This is a genomic window from endosymbiont GvMRE of Glomus versiforme (genome assembly GCF_003546845.1).
The window spans coordinates 1-26,916 of record NZ_NWVA01000009.1; the positions used below are offsets into that span (position 1 = coordinate 1).

The following is a 26,916-nucleotide window of genomic DNA, read 5'->3' on the forward strand; positions in this document are numbered from 1 at the left end:
AGTAAGTTCATTAATGTTTACAAGACTGCTAGTTCTCGACTAATCAAAAAAGGAATATCCAACCATTAAGAAACAGTTATGAAATGCAAAGCATTGTCGGAGACCAAAAGAATTCTTTTGAAAAGTTAAAGGCAGTAGTAACTGAAAAAAAGTAAAGTCAAAAATGTCTACAATGGGAAAGAAAACTAGTAATCAGATGAAAGATTTATGCCATAAAACTTCAAGAAAATTAGTGGATAACTCTGATTTGCTGTCTCTTGAAAAACTAGAAACTAGCAAAATGGTTAGCAAAGAAAACAAAAAAAGTTGGCAAGTGAACCCAAGATGGAATGTTAAAGGCTTGTTGGGGCAAATTGGCGTTCTTTATCATTTACAAGGCAAAGGGTGCTGGTAAATGATACATGTTTGTAAGTCCAAGAAATACATATTGGTTGTGACAAAATTAACAAAGAGTTAAAAGAAAAAGAAATTTTTACTTTGTCCTAGTTGTGGTTATGAAGAAGATAGAGATGTCAATGCAGCGAAAAAAATTTTTTGGAAGGCACAAAAAAAACATTAATTCATTGGTGGGTAAATAGTGTAAACCACTATCAATATCGCTACCGCTAATATCTAATTCTTGTAATCGATGACAGTTTTGTAAATGAACCAAAGAACCAATTCAGCGATTATAAAAATTTGGATCTATTAAATTTGCTTGTCTATTTTCGTTATTAGAGCCGATATAACAATTTTTCTAAATTAGTAAAAGGAGAAAAGCAACTTAAATCTCGCGAACGGAGGATTATTATTAGTTAAATAGATACCGGTTAAATTAGGGGCCTGATTGGGAAAAACAACTTCTTCTAATCTATTACCCGAAGCATTTATTTCTTGTAAATTTTGGCAATTGGTAAGAATTAGATTAGTAATAAGTTAGTGTTCAATGGTTAATTTTTCTAAATTTGGTAAAGTAGAGCAATCCAAAGTGCCAGTTAGAGGAGTGGTTAAATAATGTCGCTGATTTTGGGTAATACCGGAATATAATCGTTGGTTGATTTGATTTATTTTGCCGTTCAGTAGGAGCAACAAACAATACTCTTAGATTTAGTTATATAATAATTAGCTATATTATGCAGAAATCTAATAGATAAATTTTTTTATACTTGGTTACAAAGCCTCCAGCCATAAAAATTACAGAAAAGTCATCAAACTATTCATTTAATGACATTTGATAAATTGTTTTTAAAGTTTTTAATGCTTTACATAAATTACTAGCTTATCTCTGACTAATCTTGCTAGATTTTGCTGGAATCAAATTTTCTTTTCACTATCTAAAGCATTGCTAGCTTCATCAAAAAGAAATATTTGAGCTTCTGATTTAGTACTGAGAGTATTTTGCAGATTAGTTCATTGCCTTTGTCCTGTTGAACCTGCTTCTAATAAGGTTTCGTGTGCTACATAAGCCACATTATTTTCTCGTCAATGTTGAAGGTTAATATCCTGATGAAGATTATAGGTTCAACCGCCTTTACACTTGACAATTAACCGCCCTTCTTGAGGCCTGATCACTCCTAATAAGAGATATAAAATAGTGCTTTTACCAGTGCCGTTCTCACCAATTAAATGATTGGATTCAGTCATAAAAAAAGAACGGGTGTAATTTTTCAGTATTCACTCTTTTTTTTCCTGGTAGCGAAAAGAAACATTTTGATAATGAACTGCTTCAATGATTAAGTTCTTATCTAATTTTAATCCTGATGGGTTATCATTTTTTTCGGGAAGAGCGAGAAAAGAGTTGACTCGTGAAAGAGAAGAAGAATAGTCAGCATATTCTCATAAACAACGTAATATTTCTATTAATTTATCTAAAACCAACCAAAAGACAAGTAAATTTTTTCCGATAAAATTATTGCCACTAATGAATAGTAAAATAAACGGAAAAGTATCTGCTAGCAATCTAGGAAAACTTTTACTTAATGACTTAGTACTGTTAAAACTGAGAGCCAAATCCTCATTGTTTTTAGTAATTTTTTCTTGCTTAATTTTATATTGTCAATCCAATCCCATGCTTTCTATTAAATTGATATTATTTCTTTCCTGATTGATTATTACTCATTCTCTATCTAGTCGCTTTTTATATTTTTTTTCGTTAAAAAGAACTTTTTTAGTAAAAATGTAGCTAGTAATATTAATTAGTGTCAACCAAGAAATAGAAAAAAAAATTTCTAACTTATTCATCTTCATAATTTTGCTCCAGTTAAAAAATAATAAAGCTATAATATTAGTTAGACTATGAAATGTATGATTCAATAAATGTTCTCAAAAATAACCTATTTCGCTTGAATCTCTTTCTATCAAATTATTTGTTCCATCTTTTTTGATTTGTCTCTCTTCGAAAGGCAATCGTCGAAATTTATCTAAAATAAGGCTTTTAGTATAATGACCGCCTTTAATTCTTAAATCTTCTTCTCACAGAGTATCAAAATAAATAATAAAAAAATAGATTGTCACTATTAGTAAGCCACCAGCAATAAATTGCTTAAAACTTAAGTGTATGAATATTTTTCGTAGTGGTTTTGGTAATAATTTACCAAAATTTATTTCTTTAGTTATTTTATTTTTAGCTTTAAAAAGATTGGAAAGTGTAGTTACTATTAATGTAGAAGTTATTACCTTAATTGTAGAAAACAAAAAATGCCTAATTACTTTAGGTTTGAATTTATTATATAAAATTAAAAAATTAATTTTTTGAAAATTATGTAGGTTTTTTTTTATAGATTTCGAAGTATTTCAAAGCATTTATTTATAATTTTAGCGCGAAGTTTTTGATAAAAAAATACAAGTTGCTCGCTAAATGATGATTAATTTTGTATTATTTTGAATATTGTCTAAAACATTTTTGTCGTGTTTAGTTATTTTACTACTAATTTAATGTTTTGAACACCTTTTCTCATTTTTTTCTCACAACTCTTCTTTGGAGGAATAATCAATAGAAAAAACTACTGCTATCAATTCAAGATCAATTAGAAGGAGCAAATTCCCTCAAGGATTTCTTGATAAAAACTGAGTAATTTTCTCTTGTTAGCTGGTTAAATCTGTGGATAGCCTTTTCTTTAAAAAAAAATAGTATTTCAATTAAAAGATTCTCCTTGCTTGATTATATAAAACTAAAAAAAGATGTGAACAGTTAAGAACTTGCGATCGATAATTGATAAAAGGATAAAGTTCTTGACGAATTTTTGATTCTTTAATAACTAAAATAAATCAAGGTTCTAAGCCATAAGAGGAAGGACATCTAGAAACAATTTTGATTACTTTTTCTACTACCAAAAGGAAATTTTACGAGAGTTACATTCACGGACGGCTTTTCTTTGAGAAATAACGTCGGTAATAATTTGAAAAATAGATTTTTTTTCTTGGAATCAAGATCTCTAACCATATATAAAAATTGTCAATGTAATCAAATGTTAAAAAAATAAAAGATTTATAGCAAAGTTAATTTTTTGTAGAGATGAATAGAAGAGGGCTAGTAAGAATTAAGAATATTTTAGGGAGCAATTTAGGTGAAGCGATCCAAACTTTTTGCTAGATGTAGGAAGAAATCAAATAAAAATAATAGCATGGAGTTGGTTTGCAAAAATTTTCAGAAGTAATTTTTTTAATTTGATATAGAATGCGTATCGTATTTTCATATATTTTTCCTAAATTCATTTGACATTACAAGGTAACAAAAATATGCAGTCATGGGATACTTACGGAAAAATTCGGAGGAAATTTTTTACTGTAAAATTAACAGTTCCAGGTTTAATTGTGTTAAGTTGATACAATTGTCAGTATTGTTCCTTTTTGTCTTGATATTTTTTTGTTTTATCAAACTCGTTATACAATAAACAACTGCTCAGATTGAACTTAAAGTTAGTTTAAAAAAAGATGTAGACTAAACTCTTTGTCAGGTTAAACTATAAAAGAAGTTCGATATTTTTCCCCAGATTGTAAAAATATTTCCAAAATTTACGAAAATGAACAAGGACGATTTTTCCAATATTTTCTTAATTAAGAATAAAAATGTTACTGTTGGTATCGCGTACAGAAAAGATAAATTTTACCAATACTTGCAAAACAACTTAGAAACAAAAAAATGCTTAGATTTAAATGAAACGGAGTTAAAGAATGAAGATGAAGAATATGTTGTTTCTTACTTCGTTGATCTTTTAGAAACTGATAAAATTAATCATAAAGAAATCGAACTAGGAAATTTATATTATAGTAAAGCTAAATATTTATTATTCCTAGCTGCTGAAAACAACTCTCCTAAGGCGTTAGAAATAATCGAAAGCATCAAAGAGCTGAAAAGTGCATATAGAGAAGTAAAAGAAACAAACCTAGAAGCAGAAGTTGCAGATGATGAATTGTTTAAACTTGACTTTTAAGGCGCAATGCTAAAAAATATTTTCTCTTTTTACTTAAAATCACAATAATTAGTTAATTTTTTTCCTAAGTTTTCTTATCGTATCGTATTTCTATTATATATTATACATTTACTACTAGCGATTTTTTTATAGCTTAAGTCTTGAAAAAAAAAATACAATAAAATTCAGATAAAGTTACTGAATAAAATATTAAAAAATATGTATAGTTTTGACTATTTAGATTAAATCAGATTTATTCATAGTACTCTAAATAAATTCTAACTAATCATACACTTTTTATCTATATATTTATTTTATATTTTTTTGCTCATGAATATCCACTAAATATCCATATAAACACTCATACTAATATTCATCAGTCCTTTAACAAGCTCTCTTTCACAACTTACTAAAACAAAAAATATACCCAAGCAGAAAAACCTAGGCTCTCCTAATAAAAAGTTAGCAACCTATCAGCTCTCCTTTAAAAAGCAACTGAAGTAATTTTCTGTATCTTCCTTGTAAAAGAAAACAATTTTCACTAATCTAACCTTGTAAAAGAAATCTTCCCTTATTCCTCCTTGTAAAATAAAAAAACAAAAAAACCAATAAAATTATGGCAAAAATAACTAAGCCTAATCAACAATTAGCTGAAGCTTATGACACAGTAATCGCTGATCTATTTACTAAACTAACCAAGATAAAAGAAGGTGGAATTAAATTAGGCAACTTAGGAATTCTGGCTAAAAAGCAAAGAATACTCAAGAGTGCTCTAACTAAGAAAACTTATGCTTACTACCAAATCACTTTCAAAGCTTCTAAGGAACTAAAGAAAGCACTAGACAAGTAAAATCATGCAATGACAAAAAGAATACTGACTAATCGTAGTAGTTGCTCTTTGTGCTGTTCTCTGATATTATCGTAAAGAATTAGGTAAAGAAGAAAACCAACCCAAACTAACCTTAATTCCTGCTTTTGGAGGAGCTTTGTTCGGAGTAAACACTTTAATTAATTTAGTTAAATAATCATACAATATGAAAGTCTACAAGACTCCTTTATTGCTTTTAGCATAAAAACAATATGAATAATCAAACTCAAACTTTAAATCAAACCCAAGAACAGGTTAATCAAGTTCAACAATCTAAAGGTTTATTCTCCTTACCACCTGCAATAATGAACTTTGTTCCTTGAATCCCTTTCTTTCTAGAAATGACTACTGGACAAAAGATCCCGCAAATGTCAGGAACTATCGGAGAAATTCAGACTGGTCTGCAAAACATTCAACTTACTCTCGGACAAGTTATTCAGCAACAACAAAGCTTAGACCAAAGATTAACTGCTATTGAAAACAATGCTGTGCAGTCTTTTAATAATCTAACTAACCAAGTCCAAAGCATTAAGTCTATCAGACTAACTCATGATCGTGAGAGAAAGCAAATAGAGTATAATGGCAATGGAAGTGAACAATCACGACAGTATAACAGCAACGGACAACTAAATAGCTTTGACAAAAGAAATAACTAATCCTTATGTTCGATATTAACTTAGATCCTTTAATTAATGAAATTAAGAAGTTTAATCAAAGTCAGCAAACAATCATTGCTCTATTGCAAGAGCAAAACCAACTACTAAAAGAAAAAAAATAATGGCAAAAGAAATCTTAGAAAACCAAATTGAAGAAACTCCTTCCCAAAAAGGAAAATATAAAAACCGTATCTTAAATGTTCACCGAGATGAAATATTCTACCGTGAAGACATTAAATACACCTTTGCTTATGCTATAATAGGTGTTTCAGTCTTAGCTATCTTAACTTCGATTGGATATTTAGGAATACAACAACTACGCAAATAACAAAATAATATGACAAGACCTAATGAAAATTTAGAAAACGAAAACACTTGAGAATCCTGAGCTACCGGTAAATTAGCTATGTTCACTATTGGCTTAGCTGCTGGTTATGCTTTATACCAAATGGGTGTTTTACAAAAGTTTACTGAAAAGATATTTACTAAAAAAGACTAATCTTACTTATGACTGATCTTACTAATATCCTGCTCTGAAAGACTACTAAGATAGAAAATGCTTTTTATCTCCAAATAGCTAAACAGAAATTCCTCGGTTTACCTCGCAGTGACAAGCATGGAATAACTTACTGAAAATTCAGAGAGATTAGGGATCAGAAAGTAAGCAACCAGTCCAATAACAATTCTCCTGCTAGTCCAGCAATGGACAACCTCGAGAAGTTTAACCAGAGACAAAGTCTTGCCGAAGCTTTAAGAAATGAAGCTGAAGTGCAAAGACCAGAAAAAGCTGAACCAAGACAAACTAACTAATCATGGGAATAAAAGACTACTTACCTGACTTCCAAGGAGCCTTGAACTCTTTTTATGATGAAAGACTAAAGACTGCCTTTGACACTAAGTCACAAGAATACAAAGCCCTTTTAACAGAGCACTTAACTAACTGACAAAACACTCAGAATATCCTGATTGCTGTAGCAGTAGGAATATTCTTATTACTGGCTATTGCTTACTTCTGAAAGGAATAAACAACCAAACAAATATTATGCAAATCAAAAACCTTAAATACCTAGCCTTAGGTATCCTGGGTGGATACTTAGGAATTTACATTTATCAACTAACTACTAAACCTAATATCACTTTCAATTATTTCTACCCAGACAAACAAAAACACACCTCAGTTGATACTGATGAGGACTCCTAAAAGGAAGCTTTTGACTTTACAGAGTAAAGACAATGAAGAAAACAAAAAAGACTAATAAAAACCCAACAAATAAATAACAAAAAAATATGAACCAAATCCAAGAATCTAAATACACCTATCTCGCCATCGGTATAATATCAGGCTTAGCCTTAGCTTATGCCTACAATAAGTGAACTAATAAATAAACACCATGGCAAAAACTAAAAACCCCGTAATTTCTGTTCCTACTGCTCAGAAGAAAACCAAAGCCCATTTACCAACTCCTACTAAACCAGCTAAAAAAACTAAGCAATCTCCAGTAGACTATTATAACTGTTTACTAACTTCTGCCCAAAATAACTGATTAGATCCTACTTCTGGAACTAAGAAAAAAATAACTGCTTGCTGTAAAGATTGTAAACTAAATGCTCCTGCTCTAAATAACCAAAGAACTGAAGCTATTCAAAACTGAATCACTTCTTATCAGCAATTAGGAGAAAATTTTGCTAAACTAATCCAACCGATTAAAAAGTAATGACTGATTACACTAAAACAATTCTACTCTTTACAGCCCTTGCTGGATTAGGTTATGTAGTCTTTCATGGACACCGTTTAGCACAAGACTGCTGACTTTGTCCTTATCGTGGACTAGCCTTTGCTAGTGGAACTATGGGCTTAGGAGTAATGGTAGCCAATAGCTAACAATTATGATCACCTGCTGTGAAATTGCCTTAGTCTTAGGAATTACTAATGTCATCAGCTTAGCTATCTTTGCTGGTTACACTATTAGTATGGAAAAAAGAACTCTCAAACTAGAGAAAAAGAACGGATCTGAGCAAAAGCAGATTGAAGACTTGCAAAAATCTCTTTTGGCTTTTAGTAAAGACAATGATGAGCTTAGAAAAGAACTAGCTAAATTAAAAAGAAAAAATCATGACTAAAACTCTAATTCTAATTGTTATCTTAATAACTCTTTATCTTTACTGAAAAAGACAATCAAAAACTATCTCACCTAAATCGGATAAAGAAGAAGTCTTTTTTGATGCTGAAGACTGAGAATCAGATAACAACTCTAATCATGACTAAAGAACAACTAAAACAGGAACTAAAAGATAAAGTGAAAGAAGGAGTTAAACCTAGTGATATTAGAAAACTGAAAAGATCTAAATCCTTAGGAGACATACCCAAAGCCCCTCCTTTACCTACTCAGCCTGATGTTCAGCAACTAGAACAAGAAAATCAGCAACTAAAAGCCCAGTTAGCTAAAGTAAATGCTGACTGAACTAATTTAGCTCAGAAAAGAGTAGAAAACCTTAAAGAAAGCCCTAATCCAAGAATAAAGGAACTAGAAACAAAGTTGCTGGAATCCCAACAAGAACTAAACCAAACAGTTAAAGATGCCACGGAAGAAATTAACCGTCAAGAAAACGAGATTAAACAACTCAGAACTAAATTAACTCAGACTACTCAGCAAAAACAAGATCTAGCTAAGCAAATCAAAGAATATCAAAGAGCAGCTAAACTAAGAATCACTGAACCTAATAAAGAACCTAGTTACTCAGCTTTCTGAGCAGACTATGGTCTGATTATCCTCTGCTTAGGAACTTACTGTCTAAGCACCTGAATGCTTAGTAAAAACAACCAACCAACTAATCAATAATAATTTTTTCTATTATTTACGAGACAGCTCTAGTCCTCAAAGCACTCAAACTGATTTAGAAAGTAGTTTAAAGAGTAAGTTAAAGTTGGTTAGGAAACTAATTACTGATAATGAGATTAAGACGTTGAAAGAGTTAGTGGAAAAGAAAGAAATATAAAGAAATAAAAAAACTATGAAAATAAACTACAATTACCTAAAAAAACAAAATTTAAACATAATACAAAACTATACTTTTAAAAACGAAGTTGAAAGCTGATATCAGAAAACTATTGTTGATCCAACTGCTAAAAACAGTGCTGTTTTTTATGGACAAGGAGGAACAGGAAAAACTTCCTTAGCTCATCTAGTAGCTAAAGAAACTGATAAACCTCTTTTTGTCTGCTATGCTAATAGTGCTTTAGAAACAAATTTCAATGACAAACTAGAAGGAATGACTGCTAAAGATAAATTTAAGCAACTTATTACTGAAATAGAAGCTGGAATTTATGATAATGGTGTGGAAAAGATTAAAACTGAAGCTGATCAAAAAGGTTATATTCTGCTAATTGAATGAGCTGAAAGAACTAGTGAATGAAACTTTTTACAGGAAAGTAGCAAAGAAGTAGTGAAAGATCCTAACAAGAATGCTTTATATATTTTTCTTACTGATCTCAAAAGTCATAAAGAACTAGAAGAAACTAATCCTTATCTTTATAAGAGTAATCTAAACGAAGTGTTTTTTAGTTTCCAATTGCCTTTTATAAAAACCTTGTTAGAAAAAGAAGAAGTTAATATGCCTAATTCTTTTCCTAATATACTATATGGTTCAAAAACTATTGACTTAATTTGGCATTTCACCTTTTTTAGTATTAAAGATTTTGCTAAGTTCTGACAAGAGCATGATATTAGTAGTAAGTTAAGTAATACTAGAGAAGTTGAAAAAGAACTGACTAAGTGATTAGAACAGTTTTGATTAGAAAAAGATAAGCATTGATTTGATAATGAGTATAAGATTACTGAAGACAAAAAACAGAAGAAGATTATTGAAGCTCTAGAAAACAAGATAGCTCAGAATAGAGGTGATTTATTGATGCTCTATCATGAAGTAGGATTTTTAAGAAAGAATTTGCCAGAAAAGAAGTAAAAAGTTATGGTAAAGTATTCAGTAGAAAAATTAGAAAAAGATTTCAAAGATGCTGGAAGATCTCGTAAAGGCAAAAACAAATTTAAAAACGATGCTGGCTACTGAACCGGAGGAGCCTGTAATTGAGGTGGATCTCACAATTTAAAAGAAGACTGTGAAACTTTGCTCAATTCTCTTAACGAAATGGAAAGTTTAAGAGAAATTAAAGCAGAGTTAGAGAAATGCACTAACAATCAAGAATACGAAGCCAAAAAGACTAATTACATAAGAAAGTGTGAAAAGTCTATCAATAATTTGCAAACTACTTCGACCACTTCCATGTTCGGTATCTGCATTGTTTGATCTCTAGAAGCTATGGATAAACATATTCTATCAAAAATAGAAGTTTGTAAAAAAGATTTAGCTAAATTAAAAGATAACTTAGAAAGAGAAACTTATAGATGAGTACAAGAAATACAGCAACTTAAACTAGATCAAAACAAAATCGAAGGTGGAATAAAGGAAAATCAGAAGAAATTAGCAAACACTAATGATCTTGCTGAGAAAGCACTTCTTTCACAGCTAATTGAGGATGATAGTAAAAAGCTAAAAGCAAATATGGAAAAGCAAAAAGAAATTGATAAAAAGTTTAGATTTGACCCTGATAAGTATGTTTCAGATTTCATAGAAAGAATGAAAAGAAATGTAAGAAAAAAAAATTCTTCATCTAATCCAAGTGGAACTAACAGAAAAGATGAAAATGATAACTCTGATTCTGATGATGAAAGTTCCAATGATGAAGAAAACAATCCCGATAATTGAGGAAATAAAAAAGACCCTGAAAAAGATGAACAACCCAATTTTCTCCAAGAAAACAAAAACCTAATCATCATTGCTACTGTTACCTGCTTAGCACTATTTTACTTCTACTCCCAAAAACCAGAAGAAACCAATAACTATGACTACTACTAACGAAATAAAAGAACAACTAGGTAAACATACTGAGCAATTAGAAAGTTATTTAGAACCTTGGCAACGAGGAACACTAATAATTGTTCTTACTACTTTCTTACTAGTCTCTATTTACCTCCTTACTAAAAAAGAGACTCCGGAACCAAGAGAACTAACTGAAATAGAAAGAAAGAAATTAGAAGCCCTAATAGAAGAAAGAATCCTAAAAAGAGCTGAATTCTTAAAGAAATTACAGAATAATCATGTATGGAAATAACTTTGACACTGAAGAAAAGACTGATAATAGTAAACAGCAAATGCAAATACTGACTGTTATGGGAATAGTAGGAATAGGATATTATCTTTTCTTTTTTTTACCTAGCCAAAGAAGCGAAACTAAGAAAGAGATCACTGATGCCTTTAGTTATCATTCTCTTACCACTAATGATTTAGATAATAGTTTGTGAAAGAAAACTAAGAAATGAGAAAGTTATTTAGATAAGTTATATTTACCTAATAAAATCAATAAATTTAAAGAGAATATGATAGAAGCAATAGAAACTAGGAAAAAAGAAATAGATGAGGGCAAAGCTAGAAATTTACAGGAAGCTAGGGAAAATGCCATAAATTCCATAAAAAAGTTTGCTGAAAAGGAAATCCAAGCAATTCCTTCTTTTGAAAAAACTATCAAAAAGTTTTGTAAAAGAATTAACAATACTTCTGAAAGTGGTATAACTTCGATTATTGATGAGGCTAATGAAGTTATTGCTGAACAAAAGAATAAGAGGCAAAAACTACACTGATTAAGAAAATCTGAAAATTGAGCTGATAAGAAATTACATATTCTACAACAAGAATTTAAACAAGCCTGAAATCAATACTGCTCCATTATTAATCCTAATGATGAGCCAAGAAAAGAACCTGAAATTTGCACTTTTTCTGCTAGCTATACAATTAATTTTCCTCCTTCTCTCTGAGATAATTTAACGGAGGAAGAAAAACAACACGAAAAAGCAGAAGAGCTTACTTTAAGAGATGAAGTTGATAGTTATACTTTTAATCCCAAAATTGATAACTGATATGATAAAGCAGAAATAGATCCAGTCAGAGGAGATAGAGATAAGAGCAAGATAGATAACAATGCTACTTTATACGGTGCTCCTCGAACAGGAAAGTCAATTATAGTAGAGAAATTAGCTTTTTATGCTGATAAGTATCCTTTAGTAGTAATTCAAGGTTCTAATCTAACTCCTAATCTTAATGACCAAAGATGTAAGGTTGATAATTTTAAAAAGTTTATTTATACTATCTGTGATATTAATAATACTCTCGTAGATGATTTTCATTTTGAAAGAAATCTAGAAAGTGGTGAACCACAATACATTTTCTTCATTGATGAAGCTAATCAAGTTAGCGAAAATACCCTTATCACCAAATCTTCAGGCTTAAAATTTTTAAAAGAATGTACGGGGAGTGATAATTATAAGAAAAACGAAAGCCATAATTTATGAATAATTGCTACTAATCATTTAAGTGAAATAGATGAGGCAGTTTATCAACCTGGTCGTCTAGCTAATCAGTTGAATTTTAGTTGAACATTAGGAAAATTTAAAGAGTATGCTAGTGATGCTGGAATTATTAACGAGTTTCCTGAACACTGATTGAATAGTGAATTAAACGAAGAGGATGAAAAATGACTAAGTAGATTTAACATAATTCATTTTGAAGAAAGTTTTTTAGGAAGAAAAATTAACGGTGAAATCCTTGAAAATGGAGTAGATTTTTGAAATAAGTTTATCAATAATGAAGACAACAAGAAAATATTAAATGAAGAAGAAGAAACTAAGATAGTTGATGAAGAAACTGGCGAAACAGAAGAAACAGCTAAACAAAAAGGTATTCAGTTAGGAGAATTTCTGCAATTCTTTTGACAAAAATTTGATAGTGGAAGATTATGAGATAAAGAGTTTAATGCTAAATTTAAAGAGCCACGAGAACCTAAGATTAATGATACAATAATTCAGGCAAGCAATCACATTAGCAACATCTTAGATGTTCGTTTGAAACAAATTGATAAATCAAGCAAAAAGATATTAAATGAGATGACAATAGCCAACAATACTTTTAGTGAAAATTTTAATGATGCAGTTAGTAATATAACTACACTTCTAGGAAACATAGGAGAAAATATGAAATAATTATGAAAAACAACCAAAAAATAAACCAAATAGAAACCGAAATACAAGAATTACAAAATATGCTAACAAATTACAAGCAAGAAATAACTAAATACGAAAATACTGTCTCTAATCTAGTTCAGCAAGTAGCAGAACTAAAGGAAACTGAAAATAAAAGAAATATTAAATAACTATGGTAGCACCAATAATATGATTTTGTGTTGTTTGCGTTACTTATGGATGCAAAAAACTCCATGATGGTTATGAACAAAATCAAAGAACTAAACGAGAAAAGTATTCTGTAAAAGCTAAATCTATAGAAGCAGAAAGAAAAAGATTAGAAAAGTTAGATAAAAAAGATAAACAAATAGACAAAGATTTAGATAAAGGAAAAGAAGAAGAAAGTAACTTGCAAAAAGCAATAAACGATATAAACAAAAAATTAAATGATAAGAATATTTCTGAGAAAGAAGAAGGAGAGTTAAGAAGTCAATTAACAATTTTGCAAGCTCAATTAGATGATGTAAAGAAAAATAATAAAAACCTAAGAGATGAAAAAGAAAACAACAGAAAAGAAAGAGATCGAATTCTTAAAATGATCTCAGACATAGGAAAAAACATTGATGAAAAGCACTGAATATGAGATTTCCTTACTTTAGAGAATATTCTACTAATGGGTGGTTGTTATGTGATGTATAAGTTGTTGAAAGAGGAAAAGAAGTAGATAAGTAATTAGGAATAGTTATTTGTTTTAAAATCTTTATTAATTTATTAATATGTTAATAAGCAAAGATGTTCTACATAAACTTCCTCCGATAGATGGTTATTGTGAAGAATGCCAAGAAGAATTGTCAGAAGATAGTAAAAAAGTCCGAAATAAATCTTGTCATTTTTGTAGCAAATATTATCAATCTTTTAAATTTGGTGAGTATCCTGTAATGTGTCAGGGATGTGGTCAATGCATAGAAAAAAGAGGAATGTATCGTTCTTGTTTTCTTTGTGGTAAATGTTGAGCTGAAAAACTATGTGAAGAAAAGAGAAAGAAACTCAATGAGCATCAAGAAAAAGTTAAAGAATTACAGCAAACTGAAATTAGCGAATTAACTTTTGAAAACTATTCTGAAATAAAGAAAATAGCAAATGAAGTTAAGAAACTAGATCACCAATATGAAAGCAAACCATTTAAATCTGAATTAGAAGAATTCATAAAAGAAATAAGCGAATTAGAAAACAAATTTCCTGAAAAAATAAAACTTAAATACCGAGGTAAAAATAAGTCTAAAGATTGTTCACATCAAAATATTGAGTGAAAGGACTTCTTCAAAAAAGATAAGAGTGAAAATGCTTATTGTTTAGATTGTGGAGATGAAGAAAGCAAAAGGTTTAGTGAGTCTTTACAAAGATGATATTATAAGAAAATTACAGAATGGTTAAGAGAAAAAGATTTAAAAACCTATGAATTTAATAATTTTCTTAGACAAGAGAATTATTATGATGTTTGGTCTGATGTGCAAAGAGGTAGGTTTGAAGGTGCCGTCAGTAATTTTTTGGAACAAGCAACAATGTGAAAAATTGCTGAAAACATCGAAGATTACTGTTTAGAATTTGCTAAAAGTAAAGGCATAAACACCAACAAGAAATTACAACAGTCTATCTCTAATCTAGCCAATAAACCTAATAAAACCCTGGCAGAAGAAACTGAACTAGCAAACCTAAGAAAAAAGTTAGAGGAACTAAATAAAACAGAACAGAGCAAAGAGCCTGATTATAAACCTCTAATAATAGGTGCTAGTTTTTTAGTAGCAGGTATAATTATCAGTGCTTTACTGTTTAGCAAGAAAAAGAAATAATGTACCACTTAGAAAAAGAACTCCAAGAAATCACAGAAAAAATAACTAACCTAAAAATCAAACAAAATAAAGAATGAATTTGAAGTGGTCAACAACTATCTCACCGTAAAGTAACTTGACAAGCAATTAAAAATGATATTCAGAAAAAGATAGAACTAATAAAACAAAACTATTCAGAAGAAGATAAAGTTTTCTTGATAAGTAAATTGTCTAGTCAGTTAACTAGAGCTGAAGAACAAATATCCAAAGTTGAAGTTGATTTAACTTATTTAAAGTCCTTAGAAAGATGAATAACATTCGCTATAGCTTTTCTTTGTTTGTTAATTATTGCTTATTTTGTTTTTCTTGTTTGACTAGAAAATAGATAAAGGGAAAAATAGTAAGTAAAGAATAGTAGAATCTAACTAATTAAATTTTCACTTACCTGAACCATACATATAAAGAACAAAGACCAGTAAAATAATCAAGATAGCATAACCAAAATAATTACTTAATTTTATATTTTCTTCCAGAGCTTTGATATAATCTAATTTGGCTTCTAGTTTAGCAATCTTTTCTTCCGTTTTTGATAGTCAGGTGGAAAACTTGATCAGCAATACTTGGTTCTTTGCTATGCTCATTTTTCTTTCAATGTTCACTTTTAGAACTTTCCAAACTGCTTTTCTTTCTAAATAAACTTTTTTATCATTTCTTCTAAACAATCAAAAAAGTCAACTATTGTCTTGGTTATTATCTGTTAGTTCAAGTTGATGAATCTTTTCCTGAATTTCCTCTAAGTCTTTTTCAAGCAACAATAGTTCGTTCATTACTAAATATTTTAGTTACCTAGGTTTTTTTTATTGATCAGTTTTTATTGTTTGTTAAGTTTACCAATTCTAAGCAAATAACTGTTTAACAGGTATTTCTTGCTGAGCTTGTAATTGCTGTTTAGCTTTATATCTTTCTCATAATAAGCATGGTAAACATTGTTTTTTAGTGTAGCATTCTAGGATAGTATTGGCTAGTTTAGTAAAGAAAGTAGTTTCTTCTTTCTCTGCTAAGTTATTAGGGGTTTCTTTTGGTGTAAATGAAGCTTTTTGTGAACTTTCTTCCTGAGGATCTTGATTATCAAGTTCATCAAAATCAAAATTATCAAAAGTTAGTTCTTCTAGAGCTTTAGTGTGATATTCTTTAGTTTTTGTCTTGGCTAATAATCTAGTAATTTGTTTAGTATTTATCATTTTGCTAGTAGTGATAGCATTAGCATGAATTTGGTAAGGAGTAGTCTGGGATCATTGGTCATATTCATCTTTTATAGCTAGATATTGCTGGTAGAAAGGGGTGTTTTTTTTTTATTTATTTCCTCATACCAATCATAAGTAACCTTCCCTAACTCCTCAGCATCAGGTCTTTTAGTTGGATCATTAGTTCAACATCTTTTTATAAAATCTTTGCATACTTGTGGTATTGGAAGTCTAGGACTTTCTATCTCAGGTCTATATCCATTGCAAATCTTTATAACTAAATCAGTCTCATTTAGAATTGGATAAGGATAAGAGTTAGCTAGTAATTCATAAGCAATAATGCCGAAGCCATAAATGTCACTAGCTTTAGTGTAAGGCTGACCTTGTAATACTTCCGGAGCTACATAAGGGAGAACTCCGAAGATTTGACCTTCTTGTTTTTGGTAATTGACAGGCTTGCTTAAACCTAGGTCAGTGATAAAAGTACTTCTAAGGTTATTCAACACATTCCCACTATGCAAGTCTTGATGGACTAGGTTTTGTTGGTGAATTTCTTTTAATCCATCGACAACATTTCTTAACTTTTCAATTTTATCTTCTAAACTCAATCCACTACTCTTATTTTCTAAGTATTGTCTTAGATTACCTTCTTTCTTATAGTCCATTATCATTATATAGTTCTTAGTAATTGGGTCTTGGGAAATACCACAGCAAGGAACAATACCATAATCATAACTATCAACTAACTTAGTATTAGCTATCTCGGTTAAGAACTCTAAGGTGATATCTTTAGAGTTAGTAAGAATTTTTAGAACCACATATCTATCTCTATCACATTCTTTCCCTCACTGGGCTTTATAGATCTGACTAAAACCACCTTTAGCTAAAGGAGCTATATTAATGAACTGTTCATAAGGAATTCATTTTAATTGATTTCTTGTTTCTCAACTTTCTTTCTTATCTTCTCTTAATTGTTGTTGTTCAATAAACTTCTTAACTAATTCTTGTCCCTTTAATTGTTTTCACTCTTGCTCAGCACAAGCTTGACATCATTCTCTACTAGTATTAGGTTGTTGACATTTTTTACATCATCCTCATCTAACTGTTTCCAATAAAGGAGCAATAGTCTTCGATTTACAATCTTTAGTAGTTAAACAATCAATCTTTTCTAAGCTCCGAGATAATTTATCTATATTTACTTCAGTAATATCAGTATTTGTAATATTAAGGACTTTTAACTTCTTCATATTACTTAAACAATCTAAACTACCAGTAATGAGATTGTTACCAATAATTAATCCTTCTAAATTCACTAAATGACTAAAGCTAACTAAGTCTTGGGTAAGGTTGTTATCAGAACAATTAATTCCCTTTAACTGTAAGCAATTAGCTAAGTTTAGGGAAGTTAGTTTATTATAAGGACAATTTAATTCCTCTAAACTAGTAAAATCAGTTAGATCTAAAGTGCCAGTGAGGTTTTTTTCACTAATATCTAACTTCTTTATCGTTTTCCTTTGGTCTTTAGGGTAAAAGATATCTAAGTATTCTTGAGCAGATATTCCTTCCTCCTTTAACTTTTTAATATCTAAGCATTTACTAGGTTGAATGTTTTTAGCTCTTAGATAAGCAGCTAAATCATATTCATATTCACTTAAACCAATCTCTATTCATTCTTTAGCTTGGTGAGGAGTAAAAGAATGGTATTTTCATTGATTAACTTGTTTATAATCATAAGGTCTAAAACCAATCTCTATTCATTCTTTAGCTTCTTCATAAGTAATGTTAGCTTTTTTTCAGTATTGTTGGTAATATTCAAACCCCTTATCTATATTTGTCCAATTCTTACTACCCTCCATAATGCTTAATTTTAGTGATAATTCTTTTTGCTTTCTTGTTTTCCTAAAAGTTTCTAAGCAATATTTCTACACAGGTCTAAACTTGACCTTATTTACAAAACAAGGAACAATTCTTCCTATACAGGACGGAATTTGTTCCTATTTACTAAAATAGCAAACAATCCCATCCTAGATAGGACGGAATTTCACCAGATTACTCAGATCACCATCCTTCACATACAGAGCAGTAGTAGAAACCTTACTATGCCCGAGCACTTTTTGCAATACTGCTAAAGGCATTCCCGAGATGGCATTATAAGTAGCAAAGCATCTTCTAAGAGTATGGGGTGATAATTCTATCTGATTACTAATATTTAGTTCTTTTTTTACCTGTTCTAAAAACTTGCTAAAAGTAAAACGGTTAGTCTGATTAGCCTTTCAGTTTCTCCTCTTTAGTTCTTTAGTAATTTCCTCACTCACATATACTCACCTCTCCTTTTTGCCTTTACCTCTTAGTAAATATAAGTTCTTATACTGGTTTTCTCCATGCTCTAAAGATAAATCAAAACTTAGAGCTTCAGATATCCTTAGCCCTACCTTTCAGCCTAAAAGATATAAACATTCCATTTGGGATTTCTTATACTCTCCTTTTTTACTAGGTCTAGATATTAGATAATCTCATACTTGCTGTAAAAGTTGGTTAGTAGGTAAGATAGTTAGTTTTTTAGGGTTTTTCTTCATAATTAATTGGATAACAGTTTCTAATTCAGAGATGATTAGTAGTCTGATCTTTAAATCAGAAGATTAGTCTATAATTCTTTCTAGCGTAAAGAATTATTTGTCGAATAAATACTATTCTTTTACCTCGATATTTACTCGGTTTAGCAATTTTATTGTTTAATCTTTCTCTTAAAATGCTTAAAATCAATTCCTTAGTGACCTCTTCTCGACCTTTTTTCTTTCAGAGATGATCAGTAATAGTTATTTCGGTGATTGGATATTTGTTAAAAGTAAAAGGGAATAAACAAGAATAAGTTCACTGTCATTCATTATCAACTTTGCTAAAATTTTTATCAATTAATTTAAATAGCTTGGTCATGAAAATTTCTTCTATTTTTTTTGGTTTCAATAACCATCTTTATTTCTAAAGGCTTGAATAACTTAGTAGCATAAGTAACTAATCTGTCAAGAGTAAAGTAATCAATATGACAATAAAGAATTTCCCTTGCTTCTCCAGTAGTTAATTTGATTTTCTGAGCTATTTCTTCATCGGTTAGATTGTTATCAAGTTGATGAGTCAATATTTTTTCACATAATTCATACTTAGCTTTTTCTAATGGTGTAGCATTTTCTGGTAGATCTCAAGAAGCATCCGTTCCATCATATTTTGGATCCTCAATTTCTTGTAAGTATTCTTTGAATGATTTTTCTTTTTGTTTATTGCTTTTTACCATATACTTTGTTATTATTTATACACATTTCAGATTATACTTTACTAATTACATTCTGATTAGGTGGAAAGATAATAGTATTTTACGGCTTTGTTTCCACATTATGAGCCATTTTGCGGAAAGAATATCTAACTAGTTTTCACCAGAATATTAGTTCTAATTTTTGTTTTTCCCTAACTTTATAAAGATATTTCTTTCTGCTAAAAATAATTCTAACTCTTTCACAGTCTCAAACTTCAGAAATCAAGGAGCATTGTTTTTTCCTTTCAGTTGTAAAGAATATCTTACTCCACTTTTATGTAAACTTCCAATCCCTACTACTTGCTTACCTAAACCATGGAGTTCACCAATCCTTTTACTTTCTTTATTAGTTAGAATGGAGTTATTAGGAAGTTCTCTCACTAAACAATAAACATGAATTCCCTTAGCAGTTTGAACATAACGACTAGCTTGAATTCTCTCTCTAGCTCAGATATCATCTAAATCTATCACGATAAAAAAATAGTCACCTATTTTCTTTCCAGTTCTGATGCCTCAGTTATAGCCTTGTTCTAATATCTGGCTAACAAGTAAAGGTTCATAAACATTAGGTCAGTTAGGAATTAAAGGAAACTTACCTTGATTAATCTCTAATCGAGGAATCCTGATTCTAATGCTTGGTCTATCAAAGACTTTGATTAGTTTCTTTTCGGTGGTGGATAGTTGGTTCATAGTTGGTGAATATACAAGGACTGCTTTTTTTGTAATAGACTGAAAAAGAAGAATAGAACTATTAGTAATCTTCTAATGAAAACGCTAAAATTAATCTATATAAAAGAAAAAAAAGTCCCTTGGACTATAAAAAAGAAAAGTTATTTTTCCTCAGAACTTTCTAACTGAGTTTTCATTAGCTCTGATTTATTTTTGAAGAGTTAGAGTTCTCTCCAGACTAGACTATAGTTCAGTTTTCCAACTTACAGGATTCCAGTATCCTCTCTGCTTGATCTTTTTAAAGTAGAATAGCAGTGCAAGGTCTTTGCATCTAGGATTGGTTACCTAGTTTTTTCTTAACTTTTGTTCCTCCTTAAGAACATAGAGAGAATAAAATTATTCTCTCAATTCGGACAACTAGCGAAAAGCTTGTTTTACAGAAGAACAATAAAAATAAGCAATAAGTTAGCTAATTTACTAGTTATCCGAATTCAAAAAATAATCTTTGGTGGAAAGAAAAATACTTTTTTCTTCTCACTAGTTTGTTTAAAGTCTAACCAGTAAAAGACCATTTCTAAACAAAAATATCTCCTGACTGATCATGAGATAGGATGTTGATAACTTTGTTACCTTTTTCAGTTTCTTCATATTCAAGTTCTATTTTTTGAATGCTGGCTCAATTATCTTGAAATTCTGGTCAACCCTCTTTAACCGTGTTAGCAAAACAAAAATAAGCTTCTTCAGTGCTATCTTGGTTAAAAATGAGGTAGTAAGTATTGAGGTTACGGTCTTGGTTTTGAATGATTTTAATGTTGGTTAATGCTTTTATTTTCATATTATTTTTGTTTCAATAAAGAACTCTAAGGAGTTTCATAAGGTTTAAAATTTGGTTGATTTCTTCATAGTTTACTGTAATCAGCATAAATATACTCAAAATCATTCTGAATATACTTCTCGGTAGTAGTAATGCTTTCATGACCTAGTAATTGCTGAATAGTAGTTAGATTAGTTCCTTTATTGTGCAAAAGAGTAGCAAATGATCTACGGAAAGTATGAGGAGTAATGGGCTTATCTAGACCTGCTTTTTTGATTCTTGCTTGGATAATCTGTCTGATTACTAAGGTGGTTAGGGGTTGGTTTTTCTGATTAGTAAAAAGGTAGTCAGAAGAAAAAGGGTTAAAATATCCCATTAAAAATGGGGGTAAGAGAACTTGTCTCACTTTATTACCTTTACCGTGAACTCGTAAACTTTTTCCTTGTCAGTCAGAGTGTTTAATGTTTACTAGTTCTGATACTCTGATTCCTGAGTAAAAGAGAAAGTCTAATATAAGATTATTTCGCTGATAAGTGGTTTCGTTCTTTTCCGGATTAGCTTGTTTTAGTAAAGACAGCTCTTCCTGATCAAGAGTGCTGAAGAATTTACGACTAGTTTTAGGAATAATACCTGATATTCTTTCTCATGCTATCTTTATTTGGGCAAATTTAGCATAAGAACTTAAAGCTTGCCTAAAAACTTTCAACGTGTTAGGTTGGTATTTAGAGAGGTTTTGCTTTAAGAAAACCTTAATAGTTTCAGTAGTTATCACTTGCTTAAATCGCTGTAAAGTTTCAGTGTAAGTTTTGATGGTAGTGGCTGAACGATTTCTTTCTTGAAGTCAGTTTATGTAGTTAGTTAGATTATTTTTCATTGCTTGGTTTAGTTGCCGGCTTTTTTTTTCTTGCTTTTTCTATTGCTTGTTTACAATTGCTACAAGCTCAGCCTTTATCAATAGTTACTGAACCTAGTTTAACTAGGTGTTGATAAGTAGCTTGTTTTTGACAATTAGGATAATGGTATTGGCATTTTTTAGTCATAATCTTCATGGTCTTCTTCTTCGGAATTATATTCATCCACTAAAGTGTAAAGTCCTGTTTCCAAGACTATTGGTTGTCCTCAGTCATCTTTTTGTTTACTTTCTTTATCTTCTAGTAAAGCTAAGGCTTCTTTAAGGTTTTCAGCAAGATTATAAAGGGCGTCTGAGTCTCAGGTTTCGGTATCATCGGAGTTGATCATTCTGGCTTCATCAATTTTGTCCAGTAGTTGTGATAGTTGGTCTAGTTTCTTTTGGATAGGTTTTTGGAGTTTTTTGGATTTTGACATTACTTTTCTATATTGGCTAATTCCCAGTTTACTAAATGATACTTACCAAAATAGTTCTTGCAGAAGAAAGTGTATCTTTGGTCTAAGAATTTATTCTCGGTTAAATCTGCTCAAATTTCCTGATTTTCTAACTTATCTTTAAAAGCTTGAACTGTATAAACATTAGGGTGACTGTCTAATTTCACAGTTAGGAGATAAAGTTCTCGATTACTTATTAACTTACTCTTTTTTTGTTGAATAATACCTACTAGTTCGTAAGTGTAGGAGTTACGAGCTTTAGTCATTATTCTTTGGCTCAATTTGAGCTTCTTGGTCTAATAATTGGTAAGACCGTAAGGCTTTATTGTTTTTTGGAAGAAAACGATAAGAGTAAGCCGTAAAAGATTTTCTCATTAGACAGTCTTTTGGGCATTGCTTTTGTTCTTGCTTATTAGCAAAGTGACCAGTTACTGCTAAATAAGAACCTTTTTTAATTGGGGGTATAGTTTGGTTATTTTGGTCTCCGACAAGACTTTGTCTTTCTTTTATTCTGAAAATAACTGGTATTTCACACTCTCTGCACTGTTGTTCAGCACATTCTTTATGATGGCTATGCTTAGTGTTTTCGTCTAAAGGTGCTGTTATTTTAAAAAAACAGTAAGCAGGAGTATCAGAAGTTTCACGGATTCTGATTTGACTGGTTGTATAACCTTTAAGGGTGATTAATTTTTTGGGTTGCTGTTGGTTTAGTAAAACCTCTCTTTCTGAAACAGACTTGTTATTATTTATTACTTTTAGATTGGTTTCTGTCATATGTTTTAAAACATATAGACAAAAAGTGAAATTTGTATTACTATAACTATTAAAAAATATATATACACATATATAAAAATGCTAGCAAATAAAGAAAAAAAACTTCAAAAGAGGAAGAGTAGAAACAGTAAATATAAAACATTAATAAAAAATCAATTCAAAGAAGTCGAAGCTTTTTTGAAGAAAACAAAAATCGATGAGAAAGAATTAAAAAAGATAGCGTCTAAAACTCAAAGTGTACTAGATAGAGCTAGGAGCAAAAACGTAATTCACCGAAATAAATCTGATCGCAAAAAAAGTCAGTTACAAAAAAGAATAAATAGCTTTCATGCTAATAATTAGAGCAATCGAGTTAATAAATTTGCTTACCTTTCTGGATTTTTCCATGATTTAGTTCAATTTTTTTAAAGTAGAAATTAGCAGGTTCTTTTTCTTATTCTTTTTTATTTTTGGCGAAGAGATAGTCGTTCCATACTCTATTATCTAAATCCACCTAAACGGATTTGCTTACAAACTAGTTTTCTGCGTTATTTTTCTATGTAAATTTGCCTTTGGATTTGGCAACTTATGCATATTGCAAAAACGCTAGAAAATTAGCGTTTTTTTCTTTTTTCTATCTTTTAAGCTCCTTTTTTTTTGTTTTTCTAACAGTTCTTTAAACTCAAATTCGGGAAATTTTTGTCCTCTATCTTCTAAATAAGTTCGAATTAACTCAAGAGGTACTCCTTCAGTATCATATCAAAAAAATATATTTTCAGCACTGATGATTGGTGAATGATAATTAGCAAGTTTTTTTACTGATTTACTAATAAGCATGTTTGATTTATCTATTTCTTTTTTTATCTCGCTAATTATTATCTCTTCTTTATTTTTTAAATGAGTGTGGTAAAAGGAATTGATTTCGATCAACTTTTTACTAATTTTTTCTAGACGATCGTTGCTTATGTTGAGAACATAAGCTAACAACGTAACTTTTTTTACTAGTTTCTTTAAAACATATCCGCGACCTTTAGATTCGAAAGTTGCTCCATCAGCTAAAGCAAAAATAGTAGTTCGTAAATGATCAGCGATAATGAAATAGTTTCCTTTCTGTTCATTAGTATTAGTCATTATTGTTAATGTTTTTTTTTGGTCTTTATCATAAAACCGCTTAATATCACAATTATTAGTAGCAATAAAAGTAGTAGGAAAAACGTTTTATTAGAAGGATTTACTGGTTTATTTAGCTCGATATTATTTGATTCGTTAAACTCTTCGTTGGTGTCCTTTTTTTCTTTCAACATACGAATAGCAGAAGTAATTTCCTTCACAAAATTGCTAATTTTAGTGGGGTCATCAAAGTCATTTATTAGATTTCTTCAGTTATGATAATCAACTGACAGCAATTCATCTTCAGTGATCTGATATTCACTAAAAGTCGCGTTAATTTCTGTAATAGCATTATTTTTGACTAACTGAAGGAAGCTATTGCTATCAGTTTTTTTAGTTCTGTTATTTTTTTTCAGTTGTTTTTCTCTTTTATCTAATCTATTCAGTAATATCTGGATTTCTTTTTTAGTTTCTATTTGTGGTTCCTTATTATCAAAATCAAGTTGTATCGCAATTAACTTCTGGCGAGCTTTTTCTAGATGTTCAGTAAAATGGTTTATTCCAATAGCAAAATTAGCGTATTCTACTGCCTCTTTTACCCTCTTTTCTGCTAATCTTTGGTTTAACAGATAATTATTTGGTTTGGAAATTTCCGCATTTTCTTTATTGTTTACCTGCTTTGATTGAAAAAAATGTTGTTTTTCGGATGGTTCACTTTGATCATCACTTATTTCCTGTATTTTTAATCATTCTGTTTCATTCTTAATCTCATTTTGATGAGCCATTTTAGGAGCAGCTCTAAATTTTATTCGGACAGTTTTGCCATCGTCCGTATGATGAATTTCAACATGTTCTTGCAATCTTCCTTCTCTTTCCAATCTTGCCCATTCTTCCTGTCTTTTTTCTATTTCGGCTCTTATATTCTTTTCACCAACAATTTGTTTTCCCTTTTCGTCAAATATCGGAACTCTGCTAGGAAATATCAACTCTGTTGTCGGAGTAAATTTAATAATTTGGTTGCCGCCTATATCTTGATAATCTATAGCGGAAATGACTTGTCAAGGATGCTGTTTTCGCAAATTTTCCGCTTCCTCGCTCATTTCATCTCAATGAAGCTTCACCATTTCAAGAGTAATTGGAACTTCTGAATAAATAACGCGTTTTACCGAATATTGTTCCCCAGTAGCTGCATTGCCATGAATAACTTCCGCTTCTTTGTTGTAATTGTATTTACTATTATTTAGTGTTCTTACTTGCATTTGATTATTTTTGCTCCCTCCTTAGTCAAACACTTGAACTTAAGCTTCTTTTTTCTGTATTAGCTGCATTAAAAATGAATGCGTTTGTCATAGCTAGCCTTTACGCCATCTTTTTTATTTACTAAATAATTTCTATACTATTATTATAAATTTTGGCATCGACATACAGTAATTATTTTACTAATCTACTTCTAAGCTCTCATGTTTATCCAAAAACAATTTTTAATTCTATTATCCGAGCAATAGGAATTATCAAAAAAGGTAAAGGGGAGATTATTAATGATCAATAAAGAAGAGATTTTATTGGTTTGCCTTTCCTTTTAAGCAAGTAAATTAGAGAATAGCAAATAGTCGCAAAAAAACAAAAAGAGCAATAGAAAAATTAACTAATTCATGCGAGATCATTATTTACTGTATTTTACAAGGAGGATTGGGTTGAACTTCAATATACCCGTTAAAGCATTCATCTTTAGTTATTTCCTGGGAACGGTTATAAATACGATTTTTCTGAGCATCACCCATACAGTCTAATGATTGGTCGAAAAAAACCCGATAAGTTCCAGAACTACAAGGCAACGAACCAAGTTTGTTAGTAGTTGCTTCTATAAGACGTCTTAAAGAAATTTGAGCATCATTACCACGAGATTGAATTGATGTATCAATTCCAAAAATTATTTCATTAGCAATTGCTTCACAGTTTTTTCAGTAGTAATCATATACATCTAAATCTATTTCACCTATTCTCTTACTTCTTGCTTTTCCATAACTGGAAGCAATAGCATTCGCAATATGAGGATATACTATTTCATATTGTTTGAAAGGAACAACTGGATGATATTTAGTTATTGTTCCACTACCCAAACCAGCGGAAGAGGAAGAACCTCCGCTAGGATTGCAGAAGTTGTATCAACTATCAAAGTTCACTCCTTCTTCTTTGCCAGTAATATGAACTACCCATTTATCGCCTAAATAAATAGCGAAGTGGTAAAATCCCGAAGTTCCAATCGGTCTTTTAACAATATCTAGGGGCAGAATATAACGATCAGGATTATTTTTTGCTTCACTAGGCAATGTTTTTATGTTAACATAAGGAGATTTAATGATTTCACCGACCGAAATTCAATTGCTAGTAGGTGCTAATGCTAGAATAGGATTATCGCTGCTCAATTCTCTTCTAATCCTATCTCTATCATTGCCGTTAATTGTTTTCACTATTAAGTCACTTTCTATTTCACCAGCATATGAAGAGCGATAAACAATAACCCATCATGTTCCGTTTGAATTTCTAACAAAAGCAACGCTATAATTTGTAGTAAAATTTACTGTATTAATTCGAGGTCAAAAGAACTCTATTTTTGTTATTGTGCCATCAATTTTATTTCTTATTCATGTATCTTTGGCAACTCTTTCACAAAATAATATCTGTTTTAGATTTTTTAAACTGTAATTTTCATAATCTCCTACTCCTAATTTATTTAGTCTTTCTTTTTCACTATAACTAATGTCTCCATTGTTATATCATGCTTGTAAATATTCTCTTGTCATGTTAGTATATATTTTTATAATTTTAACTATTACATTATGCGAAATTAATGTCAGCAT

45 protein-coding genes are annotated in these 26,916 nt (G+C 30.2%); 25 read left to right on the forward strand and 20 right to left on the reverse strand.

Features of this window, described 5'->3' with window-relative positions; translation table 4 throughout:
* Positions 1 to 172: 172 nt before the first annotated feature.
* Positions 173 to 394, forward strand: coding sequence for a hypothetical protein (locus GvMRE_RS10660; RefSeq protein WP_147411207.1), 222 nt, complete (start codon positions 173 to 175; stop codon positions 392 to 394).
* A gap of 78 nt (positions 395 to 472) precedes the next feature.
* Positions 473 to 559 carry a zinc ribbon domain-containing protein gene (locus GvMRE_RS14550; RefSeq protein ID WP_425451146.1) on the forward strand — a complete coding sequence of 29 codons (87 nt, stop codon included), beginning with the start codon at positions 473 to 475 and terminating at the stop codon, positions 557 to 559.
* 182 nt (positions 560 to 741) lie between these two features.
* On the opposite strand, the gene GvMRE_RS14555 is transcribed toward GvMRE_RS14550, so the two are convergent.
* The 4 genes from GvMRE_RS14555 to GvMRE_RS14155 all read right to left on the reverse strand — a co-directional run bounded on the left by GvMRE_RS14555 (position 742) and on the right by GvMRE_RS14155 (position 3,312).
* Positions 742 to 912, reverse strand: coding sequence for a leucine-rich repeat domain-containing protein (locus tag GvMRE_RS14555; RefSeq protein WP_172575445.1), 171 nt, complete (start codon positions 910 to 912; stop codon positions 742 to 744).
* Positions 913 to 915: 3 nt separating this feature from the next.
* Positions 916 to 1,068 (reverse strand): hypothetical protein, encoded by a 153-nt coding sequence (locus tag GvMRE_RS13910; RefSeq protein ID WP_172575373.1) that lies wholly within the window; start codon positions 1,066 to 1,068, stop codon positions 916 to 918.
* Positions 1,069 to 1,233: 165 nt separating this feature from the next.
* On the reverse strand, positions 1,234 to 2,220 hold the full coding sequence (locus GvMRE_RS13915; protein WP_172575374.1) for an ATP-binding cassette domain-containing protein: 987 nt from the start codon (positions 2,218 to 2,220) through the stop codon (positions 1,234 to 1,236).
* A gap of 897 nt (positions 2,221 to 3,117) precedes the next feature.
* Positions 3,118 to 3,312 carry a nitroreductase family protein gene (locus GvMRE_RS14155; RefSeq protein WP_216361645.1) on the reverse strand — a complete coding sequence of 65 codons (195 nt, stop codon included), beginning with the start codon at positions 3,310 to 3,312 and terminating at the stop codon, positions 3,118 to 3,120.
* Between the two features lie 689 nt (positions 3,313 to 4,001).
* Between GvMRE_RS14155 and GvMRE_RS10670 the strand changes: the two genes are divergently transcribed.
* The 22 genes from GvMRE_RS10670 (at position 4,002) to GvMRE_RS10745 (ending at position 15,203) form a co-directional block, all read left to right on the forward strand.
* Positions 4,002 to 4,412 (forward strand): hypothetical protein, encoded by a 411-nt coding sequence (locus GvMRE_RS10670; protein ID WP_147411210.1) that lies wholly within the window; start codon positions 4,002 to 4,004, stop codon positions 4,410 to 4,412.
* 595 nt (positions 4,413 to 5,007) lie between these two features.
* Entirely contained in the window at positions 5,008 to 5,241 is a 234-nt protein-coding gene (locus tag GvMRE_RS10675; RefSeq protein WP_147411212.1) for a hypothetical protein, read from the forward strand.
* 4 nt (positions 5,242 to 5,245) lie between these two features.
* Positions 5,246 to 5,416 carry a hypothetical protein gene (locus tag GvMRE_RS13920; protein WP_172575375.1) on the forward strand — a complete coding sequence of 57 codons (171 nt, stop codon included), beginning with the start codon at positions 5,246 to 5,248 and terminating at the stop codon, positions 5,414 to 5,416.
* A 55-nt stretch (positions 5,417 to 5,471) separates the two neighbouring features.
* Entirely contained in the window at positions 5,472 to 5,915 is a 444-nt protein-coding gene (locus tag GvMRE_RS10680) for a hypothetical protein (protein WP_147411213.1), read from the forward strand.
* A gap of 121 nt (positions 5,916 to 6,036) precedes the next feature.
* On the forward strand, positions 6,037 to 6,243 hold the full coding sequence (locus GvMRE_RS10685; protein WP_147411215.1) for a hypothetical protein: 207 nt from the start codon (positions 6,037 to 6,039) through the stop codon (positions 6,241 to 6,243).
* 9 nt (positions 6,244 to 6,252) lie between these two features.
* Positions 6,253 to 6,414 carry a hypothetical protein gene (locus GvMRE_RS13925; protein WP_172575376.1) on the forward strand — a complete coding sequence of 54 codons (162 nt, stop codon included), beginning with the start codon at positions 6,253 to 6,255 and terminating at the stop codon, positions 6,412 to 6,414.
* 8 nt (positions 6,415 to 6,422) lie between these two features.
* Positions 6,423 to 6,725, forward strand: coding sequence for a hypothetical protein (locus GvMRE_RS10690; RefSeq protein ID WP_147411217.1), 303 nt, complete (start codon positions 6,423 to 6,425; stop codon positions 6,723 to 6,725).
* A 2-nt stretch (positions 6,726 to 6,727) separates the two neighbouring features.
* Positions 6,728 to 6,940, forward strand: coding sequence for a hypothetical protein (locus tag GvMRE_RS10695; protein WP_147411219.1), 213 nt, complete (start codon positions 6,728 to 6,730; stop codon positions 6,938 to 6,940).
* 17 nt (positions 6,941 to 6,957) lie between these two features.
* Positions 6,958 to 7,116 (forward strand): hypothetical protein, encoded by a 159-nt coding sequence (locus GvMRE_RS13930; protein WP_172575377.1) that lies wholly within the window; start codon positions 6,958 to 6,960, stop codon positions 7,114 to 7,116.
* Positions 7,117 to 7,306: 190 nt separating this feature from the next.
* Positions 7,307 to 7,630, forward strand: a complete 324-nt coding sequence (locus tag GvMRE_RS10700; RefSeq protein WP_147411221.1) for a hypothetical protein — start codon at positions 7,307 to 7,309, stop codon at positions 7,628 to 7,630.
* Complete coding sequence (locus GvMRE_RS13935; RefSeq protein ID WP_172575378.1) at positions 7,630 to 7,797, forward strand: hypothetical protein; 168 nt, start codon at positions 7,630 to 7,632, stop codon at positions 7,795 to 7,797. Before GvMRE_RS10700 ends, GvMRE_RS13935 begins: the two co-directional genes overlap by 1 nt.
* Positions 7,798 to 7,802: 5 nt before the next feature.
* The gene (locus tag GvMRE_RS10705) at positions 7,803 to 8,036 is read left to right on the forward strand and encodes a hypothetical protein (RefSeq protein ID WP_147411223.1); all 234 of its coding nucleotides are present in this window, start codon (positions 7,803 to 7,805) and stop codon (positions 8,034 to 8,036) included.
* Entirely contained in the window at positions 8,029 to 8,181 is a 153-nt protein-coding gene (locus tag GvMRE_RS13940; RefSeq protein ID WP_172575379.1) for a hypothetical protein, read from the forward strand. The genes GvMRE_RS10705 and GvMRE_RS13940 overlap by 8 nt, the downstream gene beginning before the upstream one ends.
* On the forward strand, positions 8,174 to 8,755 hold the full coding sequence (locus GvMRE_RS10710; protein WP_147411225.1) for a hypothetical protein: 582 nt from the start codon (positions 8,174 to 8,176) through the stop codon (positions 8,753 to 8,755). Before GvMRE_RS13940 ends, GvMRE_RS10710 begins: the two co-directional genes overlap by 8 nt.
* Before the next feature lie 172 nt (positions 8,756 to 8,927).
* Positions 8,928 to 9,878, forward strand: coding sequence for an AAA family ATPase (locus GvMRE_RS10715; RefSeq protein WP_147411227.1), 951 nt, complete (start codon positions 8,928 to 8,930; stop codon positions 9,876 to 9,878).
* A gap of 6 nt (positions 9,879 to 9,884) precedes the next feature.
* Complete coding sequence (locus GvMRE_RS10720; protein WP_147411229.1) at positions 9,885 to 10,829, forward strand: hypothetical protein; 945 nt, start codon at positions 9,885 to 9,887, stop codon at positions 10,827 to 10,829.
* On the forward strand, positions 10,816 to 11,085 hold the full coding sequence (locus GvMRE_RS10725) for a hypothetical protein (protein ID WP_147411231.1): 270 nt from the start codon (positions 10,816 to 10,818) through the stop codon (positions 11,083 to 11,085). The genes GvMRE_RS10720 and GvMRE_RS10725 overlap by 14 nt, the downstream gene beginning before the upstream one ends.
* Entirely contained in the window at positions 11,072 to 13,006 is a 1,935-nt protein-coding gene (locus GvMRE_RS10730) for an AAA family ATPase (protein WP_147411233.1), read from the forward strand. Before GvMRE_RS10725 ends, GvMRE_RS10730 begins: the two co-directional genes overlap by 14 nt.
* A gap of 2 nt (positions 13,007 to 13,008) precedes the next feature.
* Entirely contained in the window at positions 13,009 to 13,176 is a 168-nt protein-coding gene (locus GvMRE_RS13945) for a hypothetical protein (RefSeq protein WP_172575380.1), read from the forward strand.
* A 2-nt stretch (positions 13,177 to 13,178) separates the two neighbouring features.
* Positions 13,179 to 13,709, forward strand: coding sequence for a hypothetical protein (locus GvMRE_RS10735; RefSeq protein ID WP_147411235.1), 531 nt, complete (start codon positions 13,179 to 13,181; stop codon positions 13,707 to 13,709).
* A gap of 52 nt (positions 13,710 to 13,761) precedes the next feature.
* On the forward strand, positions 13,762 to 14,835 hold the full coding sequence (locus tag GvMRE_RS10740) for a hypothetical protein (RefSeq protein ID WP_147411237.1): 1,074 nt from the start codon (positions 13,762 to 13,764) through the stop codon (positions 14,833 to 14,835).
* Positions 14,835 to 15,203: a hypothetical protein gene (locus GvMRE_RS10745; RefSeq protein WP_147411239.1), complete on the forward strand. Its 369-nt coding sequence runs from the start codon at positions 14,835 to 14,837 to the stop codon at positions 15,201 to 15,203. Before GvMRE_RS10740 ends, GvMRE_RS10745 begins: the two co-directional genes overlap by 1 nt.
* Positions 15,204 to 15,239: 36 nt before the next feature.
* Here GvMRE_RS10745 and GvMRE_RS10750 read toward each other — a convergent pair whose 3' ends face one another.
* The 13 genes from GvMRE_RS10750 to GvMRE_RS10805 form a co-directional block, all read right to left on the reverse strand.
* Positions 15,240 to 15,641 carry a hypothetical protein gene (locus GvMRE_RS10750; protein ID WP_147411241.1) on the reverse strand — a complete coding sequence of 134 codons (402 nt, stop codon included), beginning with the start codon at positions 15,639 to 15,641 and terminating at the stop codon, positions 15,240 to 15,242.
* Between the two features lie 69 nt (positions 15,642 to 15,710).
* Positions 15,711 to 16,055: a hypothetical protein gene (locus GvMRE_RS10755; protein WP_147411243.1), complete on the reverse strand. Its 345-nt coding sequence runs from the start codon at positions 16,053 to 16,055 to the stop codon at positions 15,711 to 15,713.
* Positions 16,056 to 16,132: 77 nt separating this feature from the next.
* The gene (locus tag GvMRE_RS10760; protein WP_147411245.1) at positions 16,133 to 17,914 is read right to left on the reverse strand and encodes a protein kinase; all 1,782 of its coding nucleotides are present in this window, start codon (positions 17,912 to 17,914) and stop codon (positions 16,133 to 16,135) included.
* A gap of 168 nt (positions 17,915 to 18,082) precedes the next feature.
* Positions 18,083 to 18,634, reverse strand: coding sequence for a tyrosine-type recombinase/integrase (locus tag GvMRE_RS10765; protein ID WP_147411247.1), 552 nt, complete (start codon positions 18,632 to 18,634; stop codon positions 18,083 to 18,085).
* Positions 18,618 to 18,992 (reverse strand): hypothetical protein, encoded by a 375-nt coding sequence (locus tag GvMRE_RS10770; protein ID WP_147411249.1) that lies wholly within the window; start codon positions 18,990 to 18,992, stop codon positions 18,618 to 18,620. The genes GvMRE_RS10765 and GvMRE_RS10770 overlap by 17 nt, the downstream gene beginning before the upstream one ends.
* On the reverse strand, positions 18,976 to 19,347 hold the full coding sequence (locus tag GvMRE_RS10775; protein ID WP_147411251.1) for a hypothetical protein: 372 nt from the start codon (positions 19,345 to 19,347) through the stop codon (positions 18,976 to 18,978). The genes GvMRE_RS10770 and GvMRE_RS10775 overlap by 17 nt, the downstream gene beginning before the upstream one ends.
* Positions 19,348 to 19,500: 153 nt before the next feature.
* Positions 19,501 to 20,055 (reverse strand): bifunctional DNA primase/polymerase, encoded by a 555-nt coding sequence (locus GvMRE_RS10780; protein ID WP_147411252.1) that lies wholly within the window; start codon positions 20,053 to 20,055, stop codon positions 19,501 to 19,503.
* A gap of 553 nt (positions 20,056 to 20,608) precedes the next feature.
* A complete protein-coding gene (locus GvMRE_RS10785; protein WP_147411253.1) occupies positions 20,609 to 20,869 on the reverse strand; it encodes a hypothetical protein in 261 nt (86 codons plus the stop codon).
* A gap of 25 nt (positions 20,870 to 20,894) precedes the next feature.
* The gene (locus GvMRE_RS10790) at positions 20,895 to 21,722 is read right to left on the reverse strand and encodes a tyrosine-type recombinase/integrase (RefSeq protein ID WP_147411254.1); all 828 of its coding nucleotides are present in this window, start codon (positions 21,720 to 21,722) and stop codon (positions 20,895 to 20,897) included.
* The gene (locus tag GvMRE_RS13950) at positions 21,712 to 21,888 is read right to left on the reverse strand and encodes a hypothetical protein (protein WP_172575381.1); all 177 of its coding nucleotides are present in this window, start codon (positions 21,886 to 21,888) and stop codon (positions 21,712 to 21,714) included. The genes GvMRE_RS10790 and GvMRE_RS13950 overlap by 11 nt, the downstream gene beginning before the upstream one ends.
* A complete protein-coding gene (locus GvMRE_RS10795) occupies positions 21,881 to 22,174 on the reverse strand; it encodes a hypothetical protein (protein ID WP_147411255.1) in 294 nt (97 codons plus the stop codon). Before GvMRE_RS10795 ends, GvMRE_RS13950 begins: the two co-directional genes overlap by 8 nt.
* Positions 22,174 to 22,458 (reverse strand): hypothetical protein, encoded by a 285-nt coding sequence (locus GvMRE_RS10800; protein WP_147411256.1) that lies wholly within the window; start codon positions 22,456 to 22,458, stop codon positions 22,174 to 22,176. The genes GvMRE_RS10795 and GvMRE_RS10800 overlap by 1 nt, the downstream gene beginning before the upstream one ends.
* The gene (locus GvMRE_RS10805; RefSeq protein WP_147411257.1) at positions 22,451 to 22,966 is read right to left on the reverse strand and encodes a hypothetical protein; all 516 of its coding nucleotides are present in this window, start codon (positions 22,964 to 22,966) and stop codon (positions 22,451 to 22,453) included. Before GvMRE_RS10805 ends, GvMRE_RS10800 begins: the two co-directional genes overlap by 8 nt.
* Positions 22,967 to 23,044: 78 nt before the next feature.
* Between GvMRE_RS10805 and rpsT the strand changes: the two genes are divergently transcribed.
* Entirely contained in the window at positions 23,045 to 23,308 is a 264-nt protein-coding gene (gene rpsT, locus GvMRE_RS10810) for a 30S ribosomal protein S20 (RefSeq protein WP_147411258.1), read from the forward strand.
* Positions 23,309 to 23,551: 243 nt separating this feature from the next.
* On the opposite strand, the gene GvMRE_RS10815 is transcribed toward rpsT, so the two are convergent.
* The 3 genes from GvMRE_RS10815 to GvMRE_RS10825 all read right to left on the reverse strand — a co-directional run bounded on the left by GvMRE_RS10815 (position 23,552) and on the right by GvMRE_RS10825 (position 26,859).
* Positions 23,552 to 24,076 (reverse strand): alanine--tRNA ligase-related protein, encoded by a 525-nt coding sequence (locus tag GvMRE_RS10815; RefSeq protein ID WP_147411259.1) that lies wholly within the window; start codon positions 24,074 to 24,076, stop codon positions 23,552 to 23,554.
* A 5-nt stretch (positions 24,077 to 24,081) separates the two neighbouring features.
* The gene (locus GvMRE_RS10820) at positions 24,082 to 25,314 is read right to left on the reverse strand and encodes a hypothetical protein (RefSeq protein WP_147411260.1); all 1,233 of its coding nucleotides are present in this window, start codon (positions 25,312 to 25,314) and stop codon (positions 24,082 to 24,084) included.
* A gap of 408 nt (positions 25,315 to 25,722) precedes the next feature.
* On the reverse strand, positions 25,723 to 26,859 hold the full coding sequence (locus GvMRE_RS10825) for a hypothetical protein (protein ID WP_147411261.1): 1,137 nt from the start codon (positions 26,857 to 26,859) through the stop codon (positions 25,723 to 25,725).
* Positions 26,860 to 26,916: the final 57 nt, after the last annotated feature.